At 63.9% G+C, this 18,059-nt stretch carries 16 protein-coding genes; 5 read left to right on the forward strand and 11 right to left on the reverse strand.

Features of this window, described 5'->3' with window-relative positions; translation table 11 throughout:
• Nucleotides 1–16: 16 nt before the first annotated feature.
• The 4 genes from OEZ71_RS08590 to OEZ71_RS08605 form a co-directional block, all read right to left on the reverse strand.
• Complete coding sequence (locus tag OEZ71_RS08590; RefSeq protein ID WP_263739531.1) at nucleotides 17–2,293, reverse strand: hypothetical protein; 2,277 nt, start codon at nucleotides 2,291–2,293, stop codon at nucleotides 17–19.
• 148 nt (nucleotides 2,294–2,441) lie between these two features.
• On the reverse strand, nucleotides 2,442–2,939 hold the full coding sequence (gene coaD, locus OEZ71_RS08595; protein WP_263739532.1) for a pantetheine-phosphate adenylyltransferase: 498 nt from the start codon (nucleotides 2,937–2,939) through the stop codon (nucleotides 2,442–2,444).
• Between the two features lie 77 nt (nucleotides 2,940–3,016).
• Nucleotides 3,017–3,451: a CBS domain-containing protein gene (locus OEZ71_RS08600; protein ID WP_263739533.1), complete on the reverse strand. Its 435-nt coding sequence runs from the start codon at nucleotides 3,449–3,451 to the stop codon at nucleotides 3,017–3,019.
• Between the two features lie 58 nt (nucleotides 3,452–3,509).
• A complete protein-coding gene (locus tag OEZ71_RS08605; RefSeq protein WP_263739534.1) occupies nucleotides 3,510–4,403 on the reverse strand; it encodes a LysR family transcriptional regulator in 894 nt (297 codons plus the stop codon).
• A gap of 101 nt (nucleotides 4,404–4,504) precedes the next feature.
• Here OEZ71_RS08605 and OEZ71_RS08610 point away from each other — a divergent pair, with 101 nt between their 5' ends.
• Nucleotides 4,505–6,004, forward strand: coding sequence for a CoA-acylating methylmalonate-semialdehyde dehydrogenase (locus OEZ71_RS08610; RefSeq protein ID WP_263739535.1), 1,500 nt, complete (start codon nucleotides 4,505–4,507; stop codon nucleotides 6,002–6,004).
• A gap of 3 nt (nucleotides 6,005–6,007) precedes the next feature.
• Here OEZ71_RS08610 and OEZ71_RS08615 read toward each other — a convergent pair whose 3' ends face one another.
• Nucleotides 6,008–6,421: a YkgJ family cysteine cluster protein gene (locus OEZ71_RS08615; protein ID WP_263739536.1), complete on the reverse strand. Its 414-nt coding sequence runs from the start codon at nucleotides 6,419–6,421 to the stop codon at nucleotides 6,008–6,010.
• 158 nt (nucleotides 6,422–6,579) lie between these two features.
• Here OEZ71_RS08615 and OEZ71_RS08620 point away from each other — a divergent pair, with 158 nt between their 5' ends.
• The 4 genes from OEZ71_RS08620 to OEZ71_RS08635 all read left to right on the forward strand — a co-directional run bounded on the left by OEZ71_RS08620 (nucleotide 6,580) and on the right by OEZ71_RS08635 (nucleotide 11,603).
• Nucleotides 6,580–7,707, forward strand: coding sequence for a carboxylate-amine ligase (locus tag OEZ71_RS08620; RefSeq protein WP_263739537.1), 1,128 nt, complete (start codon nucleotides 6,580–6,582; stop codon nucleotides 7,705–7,707).
• 81 nt (nucleotides 7,708–7,788) lie between these two features.
• On the forward strand, nucleotides 7,789–9,117 hold the full coding sequence (locus OEZ71_RS08625; RefSeq protein ID WP_263739538.1) for an amidase: 1,329 nt from the start codon (nucleotides 7,789–7,791) through the stop codon (nucleotides 9,115–9,117).
• A 6-nt stretch (nucleotides 9,118–9,123) separates the two neighbouring features.
• Entirely contained in the window at nucleotides 9,124–10,281 is a 1,158-nt protein-coding gene (locus OEZ71_RS08630) for an aminotransferase class I/II-fold pyridoxal phosphate-dependent enzyme (protein ID WP_263739539.1), read from the forward strand.
• 77 nt (nucleotides 10,282–10,358) lie between these two features.
• On the forward strand, nucleotides 10,359–11,603 hold the full coding sequence (locus tag OEZ71_RS08635; protein ID WP_263739540.1) for an AGE family epimerase/isomerase: 1,245 nt from the start codon (nucleotides 10,359–10,361) through the stop codon (nucleotides 11,601–11,603).
• Between the two features lie 41 nt (nucleotides 11,604–11,644).
• On the opposite strand, the gene OEZ71_RS08640 is transcribed toward OEZ71_RS08635, so the two are convergent.
• The 6 genes from OEZ71_RS08640 to nosZ are packed head-to-tail and all read right to left on the reverse strand — an operon-like array spanning nucleotide 11,645 to nucleotide 18,055.
• Entirely contained in the window at nucleotides 11,645–12,559 is a 915-nt protein-coding gene (locus tag OEZ71_RS08640; protein WP_263739541.1) for an FAD:protein FMN transferase, read from the reverse strand.
• A 5-nt stretch (nucleotides 12,560–12,564) separates the two neighbouring features.
• Nucleotides 12,565–13,125 carry a nitrous oxide reductase accessory protein NosL gene (locus OEZ71_RS08645; RefSeq protein WP_263739542.1) on the reverse strand — a complete coding sequence of 187 codons (561 nt, stop codon included), beginning with the start codon at nucleotides 13,123–13,125 and terminating at the stop codon, nucleotides 12,565–12,567.
• Nucleotides 13,122–13,943 (reverse strand): ABC transporter permease, encoded by an 822-nt coding sequence (locus tag OEZ71_RS08650; protein ID WP_263739543.1) that lies wholly within the window; start codon nucleotides 13,941–13,943, stop codon nucleotides 13,122–13,124. The genes OEZ71_RS08645 and OEZ71_RS08650 overlap by 4 nt, the downstream gene beginning before the upstream one ends.
• Nucleotides 13,940–14,836, reverse strand: a complete 897-nt coding sequence (locus OEZ71_RS08655; RefSeq protein ID WP_263739544.1) for an ABC transporter ATP-binding protein — start codon at nucleotides 14,834–14,836, stop codon at nucleotides 13,940–13,942. Before OEZ71_RS08655 ends, OEZ71_RS08650 begins: the two co-directional genes overlap by 4 nt.
• The gene (locus tag OEZ71_RS08660) at nucleotides 14,802–16,130 is read right to left on the reverse strand and encodes a nitrous oxide reductase family maturation protein NosD (RefSeq protein WP_263739545.1); all 1,329 of its coding nucleotides are present in this window, start codon (nucleotides 16,128–16,130) and stop codon (nucleotides 14,802–14,804) included. Before OEZ71_RS08660 ends, OEZ71_RS08655 begins: the two co-directional genes overlap by 35 nt.
• Before the next feature lie 2 nt (nucleotides 16,131–16,132).
• Nucleotides 16,133–18,055, reverse strand: a complete 1,923-nt coding sequence (nosZ, locus tag OEZ71_RS08665) for a TAT-dependent nitrous-oxide reductase (RefSeq protein WP_263739546.1) — start codon at nucleotides 18,053–18,055, stop codon at nucleotides 16,133–16,135.
• Nucleotides 18,056–18,059: the final 4 nt, after the last annotated feature.

The following is an 18,059-nucleotide window of genomic DNA, read 5'->3' on the forward strand; positions in this document are numbered from 1 at the left end:
CGAAGCGTCACGACCATCAGGGCGACTGGCAGAACAGCGCACCGGACGGCGTGTCCGACACACACCCGACCGGCAGCGGCGACTTCAGCGCCTCTATCACCGTCGCCATCGACGCCGCGTTGTCATTATCACCGCAGCGCCCGCCGATCATCTCTTCCAGATCCTTCCGGGTGCGCTGCGACATCGCCCAGCCAAGCGGCGGTTTGCGGCCATCAGTCCAGGCACACATGGAAAAATGCACGAAGACCGGGTCAATCGCGGCCGGGAAGCGGTGCGGGTCGGATTTCAGACCATCGACGACATCGGCAATGGTCTTATTCGCCAAGACGCCCCGCGCCGTGCGGGTGTTGAGGATACCCCAGAGCGGGCCAAGCACCTCATTGGCAATACCGCCGGGCTTCTCAGCCGCGAGGTCCGTGCGATAGGAGAGAAACTCAACGTCGGCCGCCGCGCCGCCCGGCTGGTCGCGCGCGGGCAGGTCGGGATCGCTTGAAATCTGGATCAGGATCGGCCGGATCGCAACGCCGCGCTTCTCGAAGGCCTTTACGGCCGCCCGTGCGATCTCGGCACTGGTCACCGCGCCGTAATTCTCGAAGTATCCGCCATCGAGCACATGGCCCATCCCTTCCCCGTCGCCTGCTCGCACAAGCCGCCCCGCCGGGCTGACATAGGTGAAGCGCGCACTGTTGAGCGCCGCCATGCCCATTGAGACGTCGTGCTGCACCATCGCGTGCATGTCGAACGCATCAAGGAAGACATCCGACGTCACCTTGATGTTACTCGCGATCAATCGTTTGCCGGTCTCCTGATGGGTGCCATTCAGCAGAAGGATCGGCTGCCAGCCCCCGCCCGCACCGGGCGTTCCCGCCACTTTCAGGAACGGCGCGTCGAGGTCACCAGCACCACAGCCCGCGCCAGCCCCACAGGCCTTATGCCAAGCCGAGTTCCAGGCATCGGCCAACGCGCCGCCCCGGTCAGGCAGGAACCCCCAGGGAATGAACCTTTGCACCAGATCGGGATAGAACATCGCCGCCACGGTGGGGCCAAGGAACTCATCCGACAGGGTGCCGAGGATCTGGGTGCGAATGTCCTCGGCAGAACCGTCAACCGCTCCGCAAAGCTCAGATACGGCGGGGGCCATGCCGTTGTGCAACGAGGTCGCATATACAGCCGCGCCGACGCTGCCCCCCGACACGCCGCTGATCGAAAAGACGTGCCGCTCGACCCCCGGACAGGCCTTCTGCAACTCTCCCATCACCACCGCCGTCCAGTAGGCAGCCCTCAGCCCGCCGCCCGCCGTCGCGACGAAGATCACCGGCCGCGCGGTATCCCCCGCGCCGGGCGCGCCGGTCGGCCCTACCCCGCCATTCACCGCCAGCCAGGCATCGACCGCATCATCCACGCTGAGCCTTTGCGTGAAATCAGGCGCACCGTCCCCCTTAGCGACCGCAACCGCATGGTTGTCCGACCACGCGCTGATCAGCCCGGCGAACACAAGAAAACTCATGATGATTGGCGCGCCGGTTTCCCGCGACCGGATGATCAATGCGCTGCCCACGGGCACGATATGACCGAATGCGAGGAACGCGATCGAGGCCGCGCCGAACCACTGGCCGATTCCGACCGGGTTCCAGATGACGAGGCCCAGCATGACCAGCGCAAAAAGTATCGAGCCGGTCAGCCAGGCTTTCGACACGGGCGAAAGATCGGCGAAGGCCGTCGGCTGGCCGTCCCCCGGTTCAGACTTCAGCGATCCGCCAAAGCCAAGCCTTTCCGCCAGGGGCACCCGGATCACGAGGAAAACCACAAAGGCGAGGCCCGTCACCGCCGTGATCAGCGCGAGGATGGTCGCGTTTTCCAGCCCGCCGCGGCCGGCTATGTAAAGCGACCACGCGGCAAAGCCAAACGCCGCACCGGCATAAAAACGCGGTGCCCATTTCCGCCCCTTGTCGCCCTGCCGGTGGCCATAACCCTGCTCAAAATAAAACGCGATGCGCGCCCAGTACCAGGCCTGAAAGGCGAACCAGCCGACGCAGGCAAGGAATACCGCCATGGCCTGAAAAGTCGAAACATCGTCATCGTCGAACCGCATCGCCAGTTCGCGGCCCTGCGGCGTGGCCACCAAGAGCGCACCCCCGGCCAATAGCGTGAACGCGCTGAACCTGCTTGGCTTGATGATCGACCAGAGATAGCGAAGCGGTCGCCAGAGCGGCCCGAGCACACGGTCGATGAAGACGTCGATGCGTACGAGGACAGACCAAAGGAAATCCCGGATCACCGCGATAAAAGACATGGTTCAAATACTCCGTCAAAATTTGCGGAGCCTGCCCGTCTGAAAATCGATACCAACAATGAAATTACGGCAGGCCGCTATCTGCCGGGAAGGATACCACAACTTTGCCGATTGTCGGAAAAGTTCGTTCTGCCGGAAGGGGCCCAGTTCAGGTCCGACCGTATTTCGCCAGCAGCGCGTCCCGTACGGGCGGGGTCACGAACTTTGCCACATCGCCTCCCAGCCGCGCGATCTCTTTAACCAGCTTTGATGCAATCGCCTGCCGCCGCGCATCGGCCATCAGGAAGACGGTTTCGACCGAGGCATCCATTGCCCGGTTCATGCCGACCATCTGAAACTCGTACTCGAAGTCCGCGACCGCCCGAAGGCCTCTGACTATAACGGTCGCGCCAACATCTCGGGCGCAATCGATCAGCAGATTCTCGAACGGATGCACGACGATCTCGCCACCGGTCTTTGCGACGATCTCGGCGCATTCCGCCTCGACCATTGCGACGCGCTCTTCCAGCGAGAACAAGGGCCCCTTGTCGCGGTTGATCGCGACGCCGATCACCAACCGGTCGACAAGCGCCATGGCTCGCTGGATAATGTCGGTATGGCCCAGAGTGATCGGGTCGAACGTGCCGGGATAAAGGCCGATGCGCATGGGTCCGTCCTTTTCTGACACGTTCCATCCGCGCGCACGCAACAATATTGCGCGTCAGAATGCAAGCCTCTCGGCGTTCAGTTCCCCATGATCATGCCTTCAAGGGCATCCTTTTCCATCGCCAGTTCCGACATGCGGGCCGCGACCACGTCACCTATGGAGATGATGCCGACCATCTCATCCCCGTCCATCACCGGCATATGGCGGAACCGCCCGGCCGTCATCTTCTCCAGAACGCTGTCTGCGCTGTCGGTCGGCGCGCAGGAAATCAGATTGCGGGTCATCAGCGCCTCGACCGTATCGGTCAGGCAGCCCGATCCGCGCCGACCAAGATCGCGGACGATGTCGCGCTCGGACAGGATACCCATCGGCGTCTTGCCGTCCTCCGACACCACGACCGCGCCGATCCTTCGTTCGGCCAGAAGCCGTGCCGCGTCTGCGATACTCGTACCCGGTTTCACCGTGATGATGCTCTGCTTTGGCTTGGACCGCAGAATCTGGTGAACCTGCATGGGCAACCTCCTGATCAAATGCGACTTTCCCCCAGCGTCCCCCTGATCTGCGTTTCTGTCAAGCCAAGGCTTCAAGCCGCGACACTTCGCGTCGTACGCCATGGGCTAGAAGCTCGGCAAATCGGTTCAGACGCTCAACGCGGCGGTCATCGGGATGGCGGATCAGATAGAATGTACGGGTCAGCGACACCTGATCTGGCAGAATCTTCACCAGCCCGGGTGCGGCCGACATCGCGAAATCATGGACAACGGCAATCCCGGCCCCGGTCCGGACCCAGTTGAACTGCACCGAGACGGAGTTCGAGGCGAGCGTCACCGCCTGCATCCCCGCCTCGGACTGGTAGTCCAGTTCCTTGTCGAAGACGAGGTCCTGAATATAGCCGATAGTGCGGTGATGCTTCAGATCGGCCACCGAGCGGATCGGCGGATGGCGGTCAAGGTAGTCCTTCGAGGCGGCCAGATGCAGCTTGTAATCGGTCAGCTTCTGTACCGTGAGGTGGCCTGAGGCCGGGGGGCTGACGGCGATGGCCATGTCGGCCTCGCGTTTCGACAGGTTGAAGACGCGCGGCTGGGCGACGATCTGCACCTCCAGACCCGGATGATCGGCGCAGATGCCCGCGACGATCTGCGGCAGAAGGTAGTTGGCACTGCCATCGGGCGCGCCGATGCGGACCTGCCCGGTCAGGCCGCTGCCTTCGCTGCCCACCTCCTCCATCGCTTCGGCCACCGCCTGTTCGGCGCGGGCGGCATGGGCCAGCAGGCGCTGCCCCTCGCCTGTCAACGTGTAACCCTGCGCCGAACGGGTAAAGAGCCGGACCGCCATCCCCTCTTCCAGCCGCGCGATGCGGCGGCCGACCGTGGCGGGGTCGAGTTTCAAGAGCTTCCCCGCCCCCGACAGGCTTTCCGCCCGCGCAACGGCAAGAAATATCCTCAGATCGTCCCAGTCGGCCATGCGCCACCTTTTGCGAAAATGCAAAACACCTTTGGGAAACTGCCTCTTTATCCAGCAAAATTGCAAGGGTATTGTGCCCGGGAAATTTTCGGGAGGCTTCCATGAAAGAACTGTCACACTGGATCAACGGCGAACACGTCAAGGGCACCTCTGGCCGGTTCGCTGATGTCTTCAACCCCGCCACTGGCGAGGTCCAATCCAAATGCCCGATGGCGTCTGCCGCTGAAACCGAGGCAGCAATCGCCAACGCCGCCGCTGCACAGGTCGAATGGGGCGCAACCAACCCGCAGAAGCGCGCGCGCGTTATGATGGCCATGGTCGGCCTGATGAACCGCGACATGGACAAGCTGGCCGAGGCGCTCTCGCGCGAACATGGCAAGACCCTGCCGGACGCGAAGGGCGACCTGCAGCGTGGTCTTGAGGTCATCGAATACTGCATCGGCGCGCCGCAGATGCTGAAGGGTGAGTTCACCGACAGCGCCGGCCCCGGCATCGACATGTATTCGATGCGCCAGCCGCTGGGCGTCGTCGCTGCGATCATGCCCTTCAACTTCCCGGCCATGATGCCCTTGTGGCATGTCGGCCCGGCGCTGGCTTGCGGCAACGCAGTCGTGCTGAAGCCGTCCGAGCGTGACCCCTCGGTGCCGCTGATGCTGGCTGAACTGTTCGTCGAGGCTGGTCTGCCGAAGGGCGTCTTCCAGGTCGTCAACGGCGACAAGGAGGCGGTCGATACGCTGCTCGACAGCGAGACCATCCAGGGCGTCAGCTTCGTCGGCTCCACCCCCATCGCGCATTACATCTACAGCCGCGCCACCGCGAACGGCAAACGCGCGCAGTGCTTCGGCGGCGCCAAGAACCACATGATCGTCATGCCAGATGCCGACATGGATCAGGCGGCCGACGCGCTCGTCGGCGCGGGCTTCGGCGCGGCGGGCGAACGCTGCATGGCGGTGTCGGTTGCGGTGCCGGTGGGCGATGCGACCGCCGACAAGCTGATCGAAAAGCTCGTGCCGCGGATCGAGAAGCTGCGCGTCGCCCCCTATACCGACGGCAATGACGTGGACTTCGGCCCCGTCGTCACCGGCGAGGCAAAGAAGCGTATCCTCGGCCTGATCAATTCCGGCGTCGAACAGGGCGCGGAGCTTGTCGTCGACAACCGCGACTTCTCGCTTCAGGGCTATGAGAATGGCTTCTTCGTCGGACCGCATCTCTTCGACAAGGTCACGAAGGACATGGACATCTACAAGACCGAGATCTTCGGCCCGGTTCTGTCCGTTGTTCGCGCCAAGACCTATGAAGAGGCGATCGGCCTTGCCATGGATCACGAATACGGCAATGGCACCGCGATCTTTACCCGCGACGGCGACACGGCGCGCGACTTCGCGCACCGCATCAATATCGGCATGGTGGGTATCAACGTGCCGATCCCGGTGCCGCTGGCCTACCACACCTTCGGCGGCTGGAAGAAGTCGATGTTCGGCGACCTGAACCAGCACGGCCCGGACAGCTTCAAGTTCTACACGCGGACCAAGACCGTGACGGCCCGCTGGCCGTCCGGCATCAAGGAAGGTGGCGAATTCAACTTCAAGGCAATGGACTGACCGTCACGCCGGGGGCTTCATCCGCCCCGTCGGCATGGATGCGATCACATGGGCCGGGGGCAGTTCTGTCTCCGGCCCAATTATTTCCGGACGGATCGGCGCGGGGTTGCGCACCGCCTCGGCCAAGGCACCCCGATGCTGCCGCGCCTTCATACATTCGAAACTGCCAGCCCGGAAGGCGCGGCAGGCTTCGGGGCGCATATCGTAGATGCCACAGACAAGGCGCGCGTCATCTGTGCGCGCAAGCTGGGCGCAATGCCCTCCGCACATTTTCATGAACCGGCGGCCGTCGTGGTCATTGGTGAGGTTTTCGGGGATGGCCCTCGCCCGGTCTTCGGGCATCAGGGCGATATAGCGGTCATGGGTGCCAAAACAGCAGGCGCCGCAGGTCGTGCAGTCGATATCTGAGGGGGACAATCATTGGGCTCATGGCAGGCGCCGGTCCGGTCGGCCCTTTGCCTCCGGGCGATGCGCCGGCGCGGCATTTAGGTTGGGGCCATGAAAACCGCAAGCCCTGAAAACTTGCCCAAAGCGTCCACCTCTGCTCAACTGACGAAAACCATGGGGGCGCGGCGATGTCAGAGCCTGATTTCACCATCGGGGTCGAAGAGGAATACCTGCTCGTCGACCGGGACACACTCGCGCTCGCCGTCGCGCCCGAGGCGCTGATGGATGCCTGCAAAGCTGAAATGTCCGATCAGGTCAGCCCGGAGTTTCTGCAATGCCAGATCGAGGTCGGGACCCGCGTCTGCAAGGATGTCGGACAGGCGCGGGACGAGTTGCGCAAGCTCCGCGCCTGCGTTTCCCGCAATGCCGCCAAGCACGGGCTTGCGCCCATCGCGGCCTCCTGTCACCCGTTCTCCGACTGGAAGGACCAGCACCATACCGACAAGGAGCGTTACAACGACCTGCGCCGCGACCTTGGCGGCGTGGCGCGGCGGATGCTGATCTGCGGCATGCATGTCCATGTCGGTATCCCGGCCGAGGATATGCGCATCGACCTCGTCAATCAGCTTTCCTATTTCCTGCCGCATCTTCTGGCGATGTCGACCTCTTCCCCGTTCTGGCAGGGCGACGATACCGGGCTCGCTAGCTACCGGCTGACGGTCTTCGACAACCTGCCCCGCACCGGACTGCCGCCGAAATTCTCAAGCTGGGCGGAATACAAGCGCACCGTGGACGCGCTGGTGCATATGAAACTGATCGAGGATTCGTCGAAGATCTGGTGGGACCTGCGCCCTTCGGCGCGCTTCCCGACCATCGAAAGCCGCATCTGCGACGTCCAACCGCGGCTTGAGACGACACTGTCGCTCGCCGCCGCCACGCAGTGCCTCACGCGGATGCTCTGGCGGCTCATGCGCAAGAACCAGCGCTGGCGGCACTACGACAACTTCCTTCTGGAAGAAAACCGCTGGAGGGCCCAGCGATATGGCATCACCGGCGGCCTGATCGACTTTGGCCGGCTGGAGGTGATCGACTTCTCGACGCTGATGGACGAGCTGATAGAAACCGTTGCGGAGGATGCCGAGGTTCTGGAATGCACGGCCGAGATCGAGGCCCTGCGCGGCCTCCTCGACACCGGCACCAGCGCCGACCGCCAACGGATCGTTCATGCCGATGCTGTCGAGGCCGGGGATGACGGGCCCGCCGCCATGCGGGCAGTCGTGCACAGCCTGATCGAAGAGTTCCACCACGACCTCTGATCCCCTGCCTTTCGCGGGTTCGGACGCTGGTCAAGACGCAGCGCGGGCGCTACCGTCACCCCATCAATGCGGGAGGCACGAATGGCGGAATGGCGGGAGATGAGCGCGGGCGATCTGGGCCGCGCGATCGGGCGTGGCGAGATCGACCCCGAGGAACTGACCGCCGCTCATCTGGATGCGATACGTGCACACGAATACCGCGACCGCATTTATGCCCGCGTGACCGAGGCGCGCGCACTGGAAGAGGCCGCCGCCGCATCGAAACGCGCCAAGGCGGGACAGCGCCTGTCGCTGCTCGACGGCGTTCCGATATCGTGGAAGGACCTCTTCGACACGGCCGGGGTGGCGACCGAATCCGGTTCGCGGCTGCTGGAAGGCCGTATCCCCGCCGCCGATGCCGAGGTGCTGGCCAATGCCACCCATCAGGGCCTCGTCTGCCTCGGCAAGACCCATATGACCGAGCTCGCTTTTTCCGGCCTCGGCCTCAACCCGATGACCGCGACCCCGCCCAACGCGAACGACCCCGCCCTTGCGCCCGGTGGCTCCTCCTCGGGCGCTGCCGCCTCGGTCGCATTCGGACTGGCGGCGGCCGGGATCGGCTCTGATACAGGCGGGTCGGTCCGGGTGCCTTCGGTCTGGAACGATCTGGTCGGGCTCAAGACCACCTCGGGACGTCTCTCGCTGAAAGGCGTCGTGCCGCTCTGCGCACGTTTCGATACGGTCGGGCCGCTTTGCCGGACCGTCGAGGATGCCGCCCTTCTGCTCGCAACGATGGAGGGTAGCAAACCCGCCGACCTGCGTGGCGCCAGCCTCAGGGGCACCCGCTTCCTCATCCTCGAAACCATCGCCTTCGACGATATCCGCCCCGAACCGCTCGCCGGGTTCAAACATGCCATTGAACGGTTGACCGATGCGGGTGCCACCGTCACGCGCGGGACCGTCCCGGAACTTGCCGACGCGATGGCGCTTTCGGGTGTGCTCTTCACGACCGAGGCCTACGGCACATGGAAACACGCGATCGAGGCGCATCCCGAAAAGATGTTCGGCCCCATCCGAGATCGCTTTCGCCTCGGCGCAGAGTTTTCCGGCGCGGACTATGTCGCGGCCTGGCAAAAGCTCGACCGTATCCGGGCAATCTGGGCCGAAGCGACCGCACCTTACGATGCGGTGCTGGTCCCGACCGCCCCGAACCTGCCGCCGAATGTCGAGCGGCTGACAACTGACGAGAAGTATTTCGTTACCGAAAACCTGCTGACGCTCCGAAATACCCGCATGGGCAACCTGATGGGACTTTCGGCGCTGACCCTGCCCACGGGCCTGCCCTCCACGGGGATCATGCTGATGGGCCGACCCTTCGGCGAAGAACGGCTGTTGCGCATCGGTGCCGCAGCCGAATCTGCCCTGAGATAGCCAGCGATGAGTGACACAGGGCAACCGGATCTGGCGACCCTGCTGGCCATGGTCACGGGCGGCGTGGAGGGGTCAGTGACACCGCCGATCGTGCAGACCTCGCTCTTTGCATTCGACAGCTATCAGGACTTTGTCGACCGAATGTCCGGGGCGACGTCGCAACCGATCTACACACGGATTCAGAACCCGACAGTTGCCGTGTTCGAGGACCTGATGGCAAAGGCCGAAGGCGGCGAGGCGGCGGTCGGATTCGCCTCGGGCATGGCGGCGATTTCCTCGGCCGTTCTGGCCTTTGTCCGGCCCGGGGATCGCATCGCCTGTGTCGAACATGTTTATCCCGATGCCTATCGCCTGTTCGAGCGGCTCCTTCGCCCCTTCGGCGTCGAGATCACCTATCATTCCACCGATGCTTTCGAACATGACCCCGACCTTCTGAAGGGCGCGCGGCTAGCATATCTCGAAAGCCCTTCATCGGTCGTGTTCCGCCCGATGAACCTTTCACGGGTAGCCGAATATGCAAAACGCAACGGCGTCCTGACCGTCACCGACAATTCCTGGGCGACGCCGGTATTCCAGCGCCCCCTGACGCAGGGCATCGACGTCGTCCTGCATTCGGCGTCGAAATACATATCGGGCCATTCCGATACGGTCGCTGGGGTCGTGATTGCATCGTCGGACCTGATCACCCAGATCCGCGACCTGAGCCTTTCCCTTTTGGGCGGCAAACTCGCCCCGTTTGAGGCGTGGCTGCTGACGCGCGGGCTCCGGACGCTGGAGGTGCGTATGCTGCGCCATCAGGCGACGGCGAATACGTTCCTTGAACGGCTGGCGGGTCTGCGCTGCGTCACGGCGGTGCATTCGCCGGAGCCGAATTCGGTGCCGGGCCTGACCGGCCGCGCGGGACTACTGTCCGTCGAGTTCGACGACAGCGTCGACATCCCGCGTTTCGTCGATGCCCTGAAGCTTTTCCGTATCGGCGTGTCATGGGGCGGCTTCGAAAGCCTTGTGATGCCCGCACAGGCCGCGCTGTCGCAGAAGGGAGATCAGAATTCTCTCCAGCGCTTCGGCGTCTCGCCGCGGCTTGTGCGCTTCAGTCTCGGGTTGGAAAGCGCCGATGATCTTTGGGCCGATCTGGAGGATGCCCTGAGCAAGAGCAGCACATAGGCGAGGACGATCCACACCTTCACAGCTCAAGGCTTCGCGCCCTATCCTGCTGTCATGCCATCATGAGCCCGCGATCTATGACCCAACCAACACCCGATAACCTGTCCCCCGGCCCGGCCGATGCGCCCGGCTTCTGGCTTGATCACGCCGACCACCGCGCATGGCTCGCAGCCGAGGCTGACCACCAGTTCGCCTTCTTCCGTGCCAGCCTGCGCCCCGAGGGCGGGTTCTACACGCTCGATCACGCCGGAGTGCCCCTGCCCGACGACAAGCAGGAACTGCACACCACGACGCGGCTTGTCCATTCCTATGCGCTCGGCCACCTTCGCGGCGTTGCGGGCGCCGACGATATCGTCGATCACGGCATGCGCTATCTGCAAAGCCATCACCGGGACGCAGAGTTCGGTGGCTATCTCTGGGCGCTCGAAGGCACAGGCATCGCCGACGGGCGCAAGCTGGCCTATGGCCATGTCTTCGTACTACTGGCCGGGGCCAGCGCCTTTCAGGCCGGACACCCGGATGCGAACACGCTGATCGACGATGTCAGTGGCGTGCTGGACCGGTATTTCTGGGAAGAGGGGCCGGGCCTGTTCAGCGACGAATGGAACCGCGACTGGACGCCCTTTTCCACCTATCGTGGCATGAACGCCAACATGCACGGGGTCGAGGCGCTCTTGACCGCCTTTGAGGCGACCGGGCGCGAGATATTCCTGAACCGCGCCGGACGTATCCTTGATTTTTTCGTCACCCGTACGGCACCCGCACATAGCTGGCACCTGCCCGAACACTATACCGATGACTGGCAGGTCGACCACGCCTATGAAGGCAACCCGATGTTCCGCCCGGCCGGAACGACACCGGGCCATTCCTTCGAACTCGGGCGATTGCTTCTGCAATACTGGGACCTGACCGGACGGCCAGAGGACGGCGCACCCGACCGTGCCCGCAAGCTGATCGAACGGGCGCTGACCGATGCATGGAACACCGAAAACGGTGGCCTCGCCTATACGCTCGATTTCGACGGGCGCGTTGACAATCCGTCGCGCTATTGGTGGCCCGTGACCGAGGCGATCGGTGCAATGGCGGCATTGATCAAGCTCGACCGCCGCGCTGAGGACGAAGTCTGGTACCGCAGGCTCTGGACCTTCGCGGATCGTCACCTGATCGACCATAAACACGGCGGCTGGTATCCGGAGCTTGATGCCGGAAACCGGTTGGCCGAGACGCAGTTCAGCGGCAAGCCGGACATTTATCATTCGGTTCAGGCGGCACTTTTCCCTCTGTCCGACGGTCTGTCCCGGTTTAACGAGGGTCTCCCCTGATCCGGGCCGGACGGCTCGATCCTCGCAAAATGATCCCGTCTTCAGACCGGAACGGCCGCTTCACAGCGGGCACCCGCGAAGGCACTTGCGAAGGCGTCGATCTCGGCGCGGCTGCCTGCCAGACAGGCAGCAGTCGAAAGCGCATCCGCCAGCGCGGCCGAGGGGGCCGAGATCGACACTGCGCGCCAGAGCGGCGTGGCGGGCTCACCGGTTGCCGGATGCAGGATGTGACCCTTTGTACCGGCGGCATCGAACACCGTGCCAAGCGGTGCGGAGGTGGCAAGGGCACGGGACCGCAGGTTTACCTGCCCGCCCTCGGCCAGCCTGACCGGCCAGTCGCCACCATCGGGCTGGCCGCCGAGCGCGTGGTGCTCTCCGGTATCAATCAGGATATCGGTCAGTCCCTCGGATGCCAGCAACGCGGCGACGCGGTCGGCGATATAGCCCTGCGCAATGCCGTTCAAAGTCAGCGCGCCGTCCGGGGCCAGCGATATAGCCGATGCGGAAAGCCGCAGATCGGACCAGCCACCGCGCGCGCGCAGCGCTGCCAGTTCGGCGGCGCTCGGCCGCACGCCCACCGGCGCACGTTCCGCCCAGATCGCCCAGAGTGGTTGCACCGTCGGGTCGAAGAGCCCGCCCGTGGCCTGATGCACCGCGCCTGCCAGCGTCAGGCATTCCAGAAGTTCCGGCGGCGGCAGGTCAAGCCGACCGGCCTTGTTCAGGTGCATCAGGGCACTGTCGGCCCGATAGAGGCTGAACACATTCTCCAGCCGGTCGATCTCGGCAGCGACGCGTTCGGTGATGGCCGCCGCATCCGGGTGCGACAGGCGGATCGTCGCCCGCGCGCCCAGCGCGGCGCCGGACCAGAGATATACCGGCGCGTCACCGGCACGGGCCATAGGCGCGAACCCCACCGCAGCGGCGGAGATGGACAGGAAGCGGCGGCGGTTCAGCATGGTGTTTATCCCTCGACCCTTTCGGACAATGCCTTCAGTCGGGCATTGAAATCGGCGTCATCGTCGGTATCGCCGACAAGATTGGCCGGGGCGATAACGGCATCGTCAGGCACATCTGACAGCGGAAGGACGGTCCCCCCGCTCTCAGCCGCGAAGGCTGCGGCCTTGGCCGGATCGGCGAAGGGCACAAGCTCTGGCGCGCCCATCCCACCTTCGACGCTGGAGCCGACGACATAGTGGGCCGTCGCCGCATCGATCCAGTTGACCTTGCCCGGGTCCTGCCATGTTGCGCCTTGGGCCCCCATGTCGTTGACATAAATCGCCAGGATCACGCCGTCCTGTTCGGGCAGGCGGGCATAGGCCACGGCATCCCGGACCTGACTGAAAAAGAGCGGCATGCCCGGCTGCCCCTCCAGATGCACCTGCGCCTTGGGACCGGGATGTTCCAGAATATCCATCTGGCAATAGTGGCCGACCGCGCTTTCGGTCAGGGCCACGGGCGAGATATCCTGTGCCTCTTCCTGGCAAGCGGCAAGGAGAAGGGCGAAAACCAGCACGCGTCTCATGGCGTCACCCGGCGAAAGGCGGCGGTGGCCAGTACCAGTGCCAAAGCCGGCCACAGGGCCACGGACAGCGCAGATTGCCAGAGCGGGACCGAACCGGCGGCGCCGGCAACACCGGCAGCGGCAGCCGCCGCATCAGAGGCGGCGAGGTTAAAGAGCCGGAACGCATCGGCCGGATTTGCCAGAAGCGCGATCGGGAAGAACTCCGTGGTGAACCGGCCGCCGCCATCGGCAACGACCGCCGCGAGCAGGCCGAGATCATAAAGCACGACCGCACCCAGCCAGAGCCCCATCGCCAGCCCCGCCGCGCCGGACGGGCGCCGGGCCAGTGACGACAGGGCATAGCCCGCGCCAAGGAATGTCGCGCCCAAGAGGATCGAGGTCCAGGTCAGTCGCAAAAGCGCAGGCAAGCCCGCAGCCGACGCCGGATCCGCCCAGAACGCGACCGCACCGGCAATTCCGTACCCCACGACCACGGCGAGCGAGAGCACGGCCAGATGGGCCAGAAGCTTGCCGAAGAGGATCTCTGCCCGCGCGCCGGGATAGGTCAGCAACAAGGGCAGGGTGCCGCGTTCGACCTCGCCGGCGACAGCGTCGAAGGACATCAGAAGCGCGATCAGCGGCACCAGATAGACCGAAAGCGAGGTCAGCGACGCAACCGTAATCGACAGCCGGTCGACACCCAGCCCGCCCGTCGGGGCAGAGCCCGCCGCCGACAGAACCAGCGCGAAAAGCGCCATCAGGCCGATGGCGATGGCCACCCAACGATTGCGCAGCGCGATGCGGAACTCGGTTGTCGCAGTTGCGAGGATGCGGTTCATTGCCCGTCCCTCCGGCTGAAATGACTGTAGATGTCCTCAAGGCTCGGCGGCATCATCTCGATATCGGCGACCTTGTCGCCAAGACCGGTGACACAGGCCAGAATGCCCAGTTTCTCGTCCTGCCCGCAGGACAGGTGCAGGTCGGCGCCGACACGGATCGCACCGGGCAGGGCATCGGCAATCTCGGACCCGTAGCCGTTCCGCGCCGTGACATGCATCGTCACCGGCAGCGCGGCGGCGCGGCGCAATTCGGAAAGCGTTCCGCTTGCGGCCATGCGACCGTTGGACAGGATGACGATCTGGTCGGTCCGGGCCTCAACTTCGGTCAGCGCGTGGGACGACAGCAGCACCGCCGCCCCCTCTGCCGCGAGCCCGTCAAGGAGCGCGTAGAAATCGCGGCGCGACACCGGGTCCAGCCCCGACGTCGGCTCGTCCAGAACCAGAAGTTTCGGCTTGCCGATCAGCGCCTGCGCAAGGCCGACACGCTGGCGCATGCCTTTCGAATATGTGCCGATCCGGCGGCGCGCCGCATCATGCAGGCCGACGCGTTCAAGCAGCTCACGCGCCTTCTTCGGGCTCTCACCGCGCAGCGCCAGGTATTGGCCGATCTGCTCCTCTCCGGTGAGCGCAGGGTGAAAGGCGGCGTTTTCGGGCAGATAGGCCACCTGCCGCCGCGCCTCGGCAGATCCCGGTGCGGCACCGCAGACCGTCACCGTTCCGGCATCGAAGGGCAAAAGCCCGAGGATGATCTTCATCATCGTCGACTTGCCAGCGCCATTATGGCCGAGCAGGGCCACGCGGCTGCCGGGCGCGACCGTCAGCGACACGGCGTCGAGCGCCTTGACCCCGGTAAAGGTCTTAGTGAGATCCGAGATGTTCAGTGGCGATATCATCATAATTTCCTTCCGCCCAGCGTCCGGCGACCGCTTCTTCCATGGCTGCGATCTCGGACGGGACGGCGATGGCCTTCGGGGCCATCATTGGGTGGGAATCAAGCACGCCGCCGGGCAGCGTGGCGGGAAAGCTTTTCTGGCTCCACCGCACAAGTTGCACGGCGGGCGACCCGGTCAGCAGCGCCGCTGCGGGCTGCGACCAGAGAATGTGATCCATCAGGTCGTTCGGGCGAAACACTCCATCGGCGATACCATCGCCGTTCAGGTCAAAGCCGGGATGGTCCGACCAATGGTTGCCGCGACCCTCAAAGCTCCATTCGACATGTTTCGTGCCGACATATTTCACCTGCTCGCGGTTGGTGATGAAAGCATTTCCGGTCAGCACATTGCGTTCCGACCCGGCGGTAAAGTGGATGCCGATGCCGCAGCCCTCGAAACGGTTGTCGTAGATCAGGTTCTTGTGGGCATTGTAGATGAAGAGGCACTTGTTCGTGCCGCCACGCACAAGGTTGCCGCTGACATCCGCGTTGTTCGCGTAGTTCAGCATCACGCCGTGTTCGCGGTCGCCCAAGGAAAGGTTGTCCCGCACCACGACCCGGTTCGAGAACATGATCGCATATCCAAGGTGATTGCCGACCGAGACATTGCCGGTCACCTCGCTGTCATTGGTGTACATGTAGTGCACCGCGAACCGCAGATCGCGGAACAGGTTGTTGCGGTAGATGCCCTTCCGCGACGCGTTGGAGAAGATGCCATCGCGGCCGTCGCGGATGTCGTTATCCTCGACCACCGTGCCCGGCGCGTTCCAGACATAGACACCATTGCCACGGTCGTTCATGCGCTCCAGCCGCAGCCCGACGATCGTATTGCCGCGCACCACGCTATCGAGCCCGCCATGCACGTCGACGCCATGCAGGTTCCCGACGATCTGATTGCCTTCGATCATCGCCCGGTCAGCGCCCTTGACGATCTTGATGCCGGAATCAATCTCGGCGTTCAGTAGCCCCGACCCGGTAACCGTCACGCCCCGGATCACGACATCATCTGCGGTGACGGTGATCACCGAGCCCTGACCCTCTCCATCGATAACCGCCCCGACGGGACCGGTCAGGGTCAGCGACTTGTCGATCACCAAGGCCCCGGCATAGCTGCCCTCGCTCAGGCGCAGCACATCGCCGGGGGATGCCCCGGCGATGGCGTTTTGCAATGTGCCCTGCCCCGGCATGACCTGCACCTCTGCGGCCCAGAGGGGCGCGGCAAGCAGCATCAGGATCGGGACAAGGCGATTCAGCATGATCAGGTCGCCCGCGGCTCGACGAACATCCGGCCCCGCATCTCCATATGGAGCGCGTGGCAGAACCACTGGCAATAGTACCAGTAGACACCCGGCTGCCCCGCAACGAAGGTGACGGAGGCGGTTGCCTGCGGCGCGACCTCCATCGCGACACCGTGGTTGCCCATGGTGAAGCCGTGGGTCAGATCGTCGATATCGTCGAGGTTGGTGACATAGACCGTCACCTCGTCGCCTTCCTTCACGGTGAAGCTCTGCAACGCGAATTCGGGCGCCTGGCTCGACATGTAGACCCGGACCTTGTCGCCGTCGCGGATGACCGTGTCCTGCCAGTCATCGAGATCGACGCCGTCTGCCTCGGCCTGCTTGCGGGCATCCGCCCACATCGGGTCCTGACGGTTCCACGCGTTCAGCGGGTTGACCTTGCTCGCATGGACGAGGATCGAGTCATGCGGTTCGGCAAAGGTCGGACCGTCATGGGCAAGTGTCAGCGTATCGCCATCGATGACGAACAGCTGCTCATTCTCGGGCTTCAGCGGGCCGACATTCAGGAACCGGTCCTTCGAGAACTTGTTCATTGAGATGTAGTATTTCGCCGCCGCGTCGAGCGTCTCGCCCTCGGCGGTGGAGTTATGGCCCGGTTGGTAATGAACATCGGTCTTCGACAGGATCGGGTCCTCGCCCGCAACCGCCTTGTCGAGGTTCCACTTCACAACCTGGCTGTCGAGGAAGAGCGTGGTGTAGCAATTGCCCTGACCGTCAAAGCAGGTGTGTAGGGGCCCAAGGCCCAGTTCCGGCTCGGCCACGACGGCCGACCGCGGCTCGGCGCCGTTGTAGAACACGTCATCGAGCTTGCGCACGTCGATCACCGAAACCGTCGGCGACAGCTTGCCGCCGATGCAGAGGTGGATCTTGTCCGGCGCCATGTTGCAGCCATGCGGGTTGTTCGGGATCGGAATGTAGCGGGTGTAGTTTTTCTCCGACCCCTTGCGGCCGTCGATCACCTTGACGCCGTTCAGTTCCTGATAGTCTCCTGCCTCGATCCCTTTCTCGATCTCGGCGATGTTGAAGACCACGACATGGTCCATCTCGGCCGCGGTCATGTCGGCAAGGGTCATCCCCATTTCCGAGTTGTACGACGTCGAGAAGGCATATTTGCCGTCATAGTCCGCGTCGGTGTTGTCGAGGTTGCCCGTCACCATCACCTGCCAGGCGATGGTCATGTCGTCGGCGTTGATCGCGGTGTAGAAGTTCACGTACTGCGCCGGATCGTCCAGAATCTGACCATCATTGACCATCGGCACCTCATCCTCGCCATTCGCGAAGACATAGTTGGTGCGCGGCCATTTCTGCGGGCGCAGACCGTGGATGCCCTTGGCATTCGGGATCTCGATGATCTTGTCGCATTTCATGACGTCGCCACGCACACGGGCGACCCGCGTGTTGGCCTTGTCGTTCATGAACAGGAACCGCCCGTCATATTTGCCTTCGGTGAAGGACATGTGGACGTGGTGCAGGTCGCCGTTTCGCGGGAATTCCAGCCCGTTTGCCGCAAGGTACTTCTTGGTCTTCTCGGTCAGGCCTTCGGTCAGGATCTTCTTCGATTCATTGGTGATCCCCCAGCCGGTGGCCGAGCAGATGTTGAAGACCGGAACCCGCATCAGTTCGCGCATCGACGGAACGCCGAGGATACGCATCTCGCCGGTCTGGCCCGACGACCAGAACCCGTAATATTCGTCGAGCTGACCCGGCGCGACATTGGCCGCCTCGGCCGCGTTCGCGGTTTTGGTGCCGGCCAGCGTGGCCGCGCCGATGGCGCCGCCGGTCAGCGCGAGACGTCCGCCAAGCCCTCCGGCGATCGCCGCGCCGCCCGCTGTTGCGCCAAGCAACGCCCGGCGGCTGAAGCCTGATTTCAGTTGTTCTGTCATGGTA

The sequence above is a fragment of the Albidovulum litorale genome, from assembly GCF_025751495.1.
GTDB lineage: Bacteria > Pseudomonadota > Alphaproteobacteria > Rhodobacterales > Rhodobacteraceae > Albidovulum > Albidovulum litorale.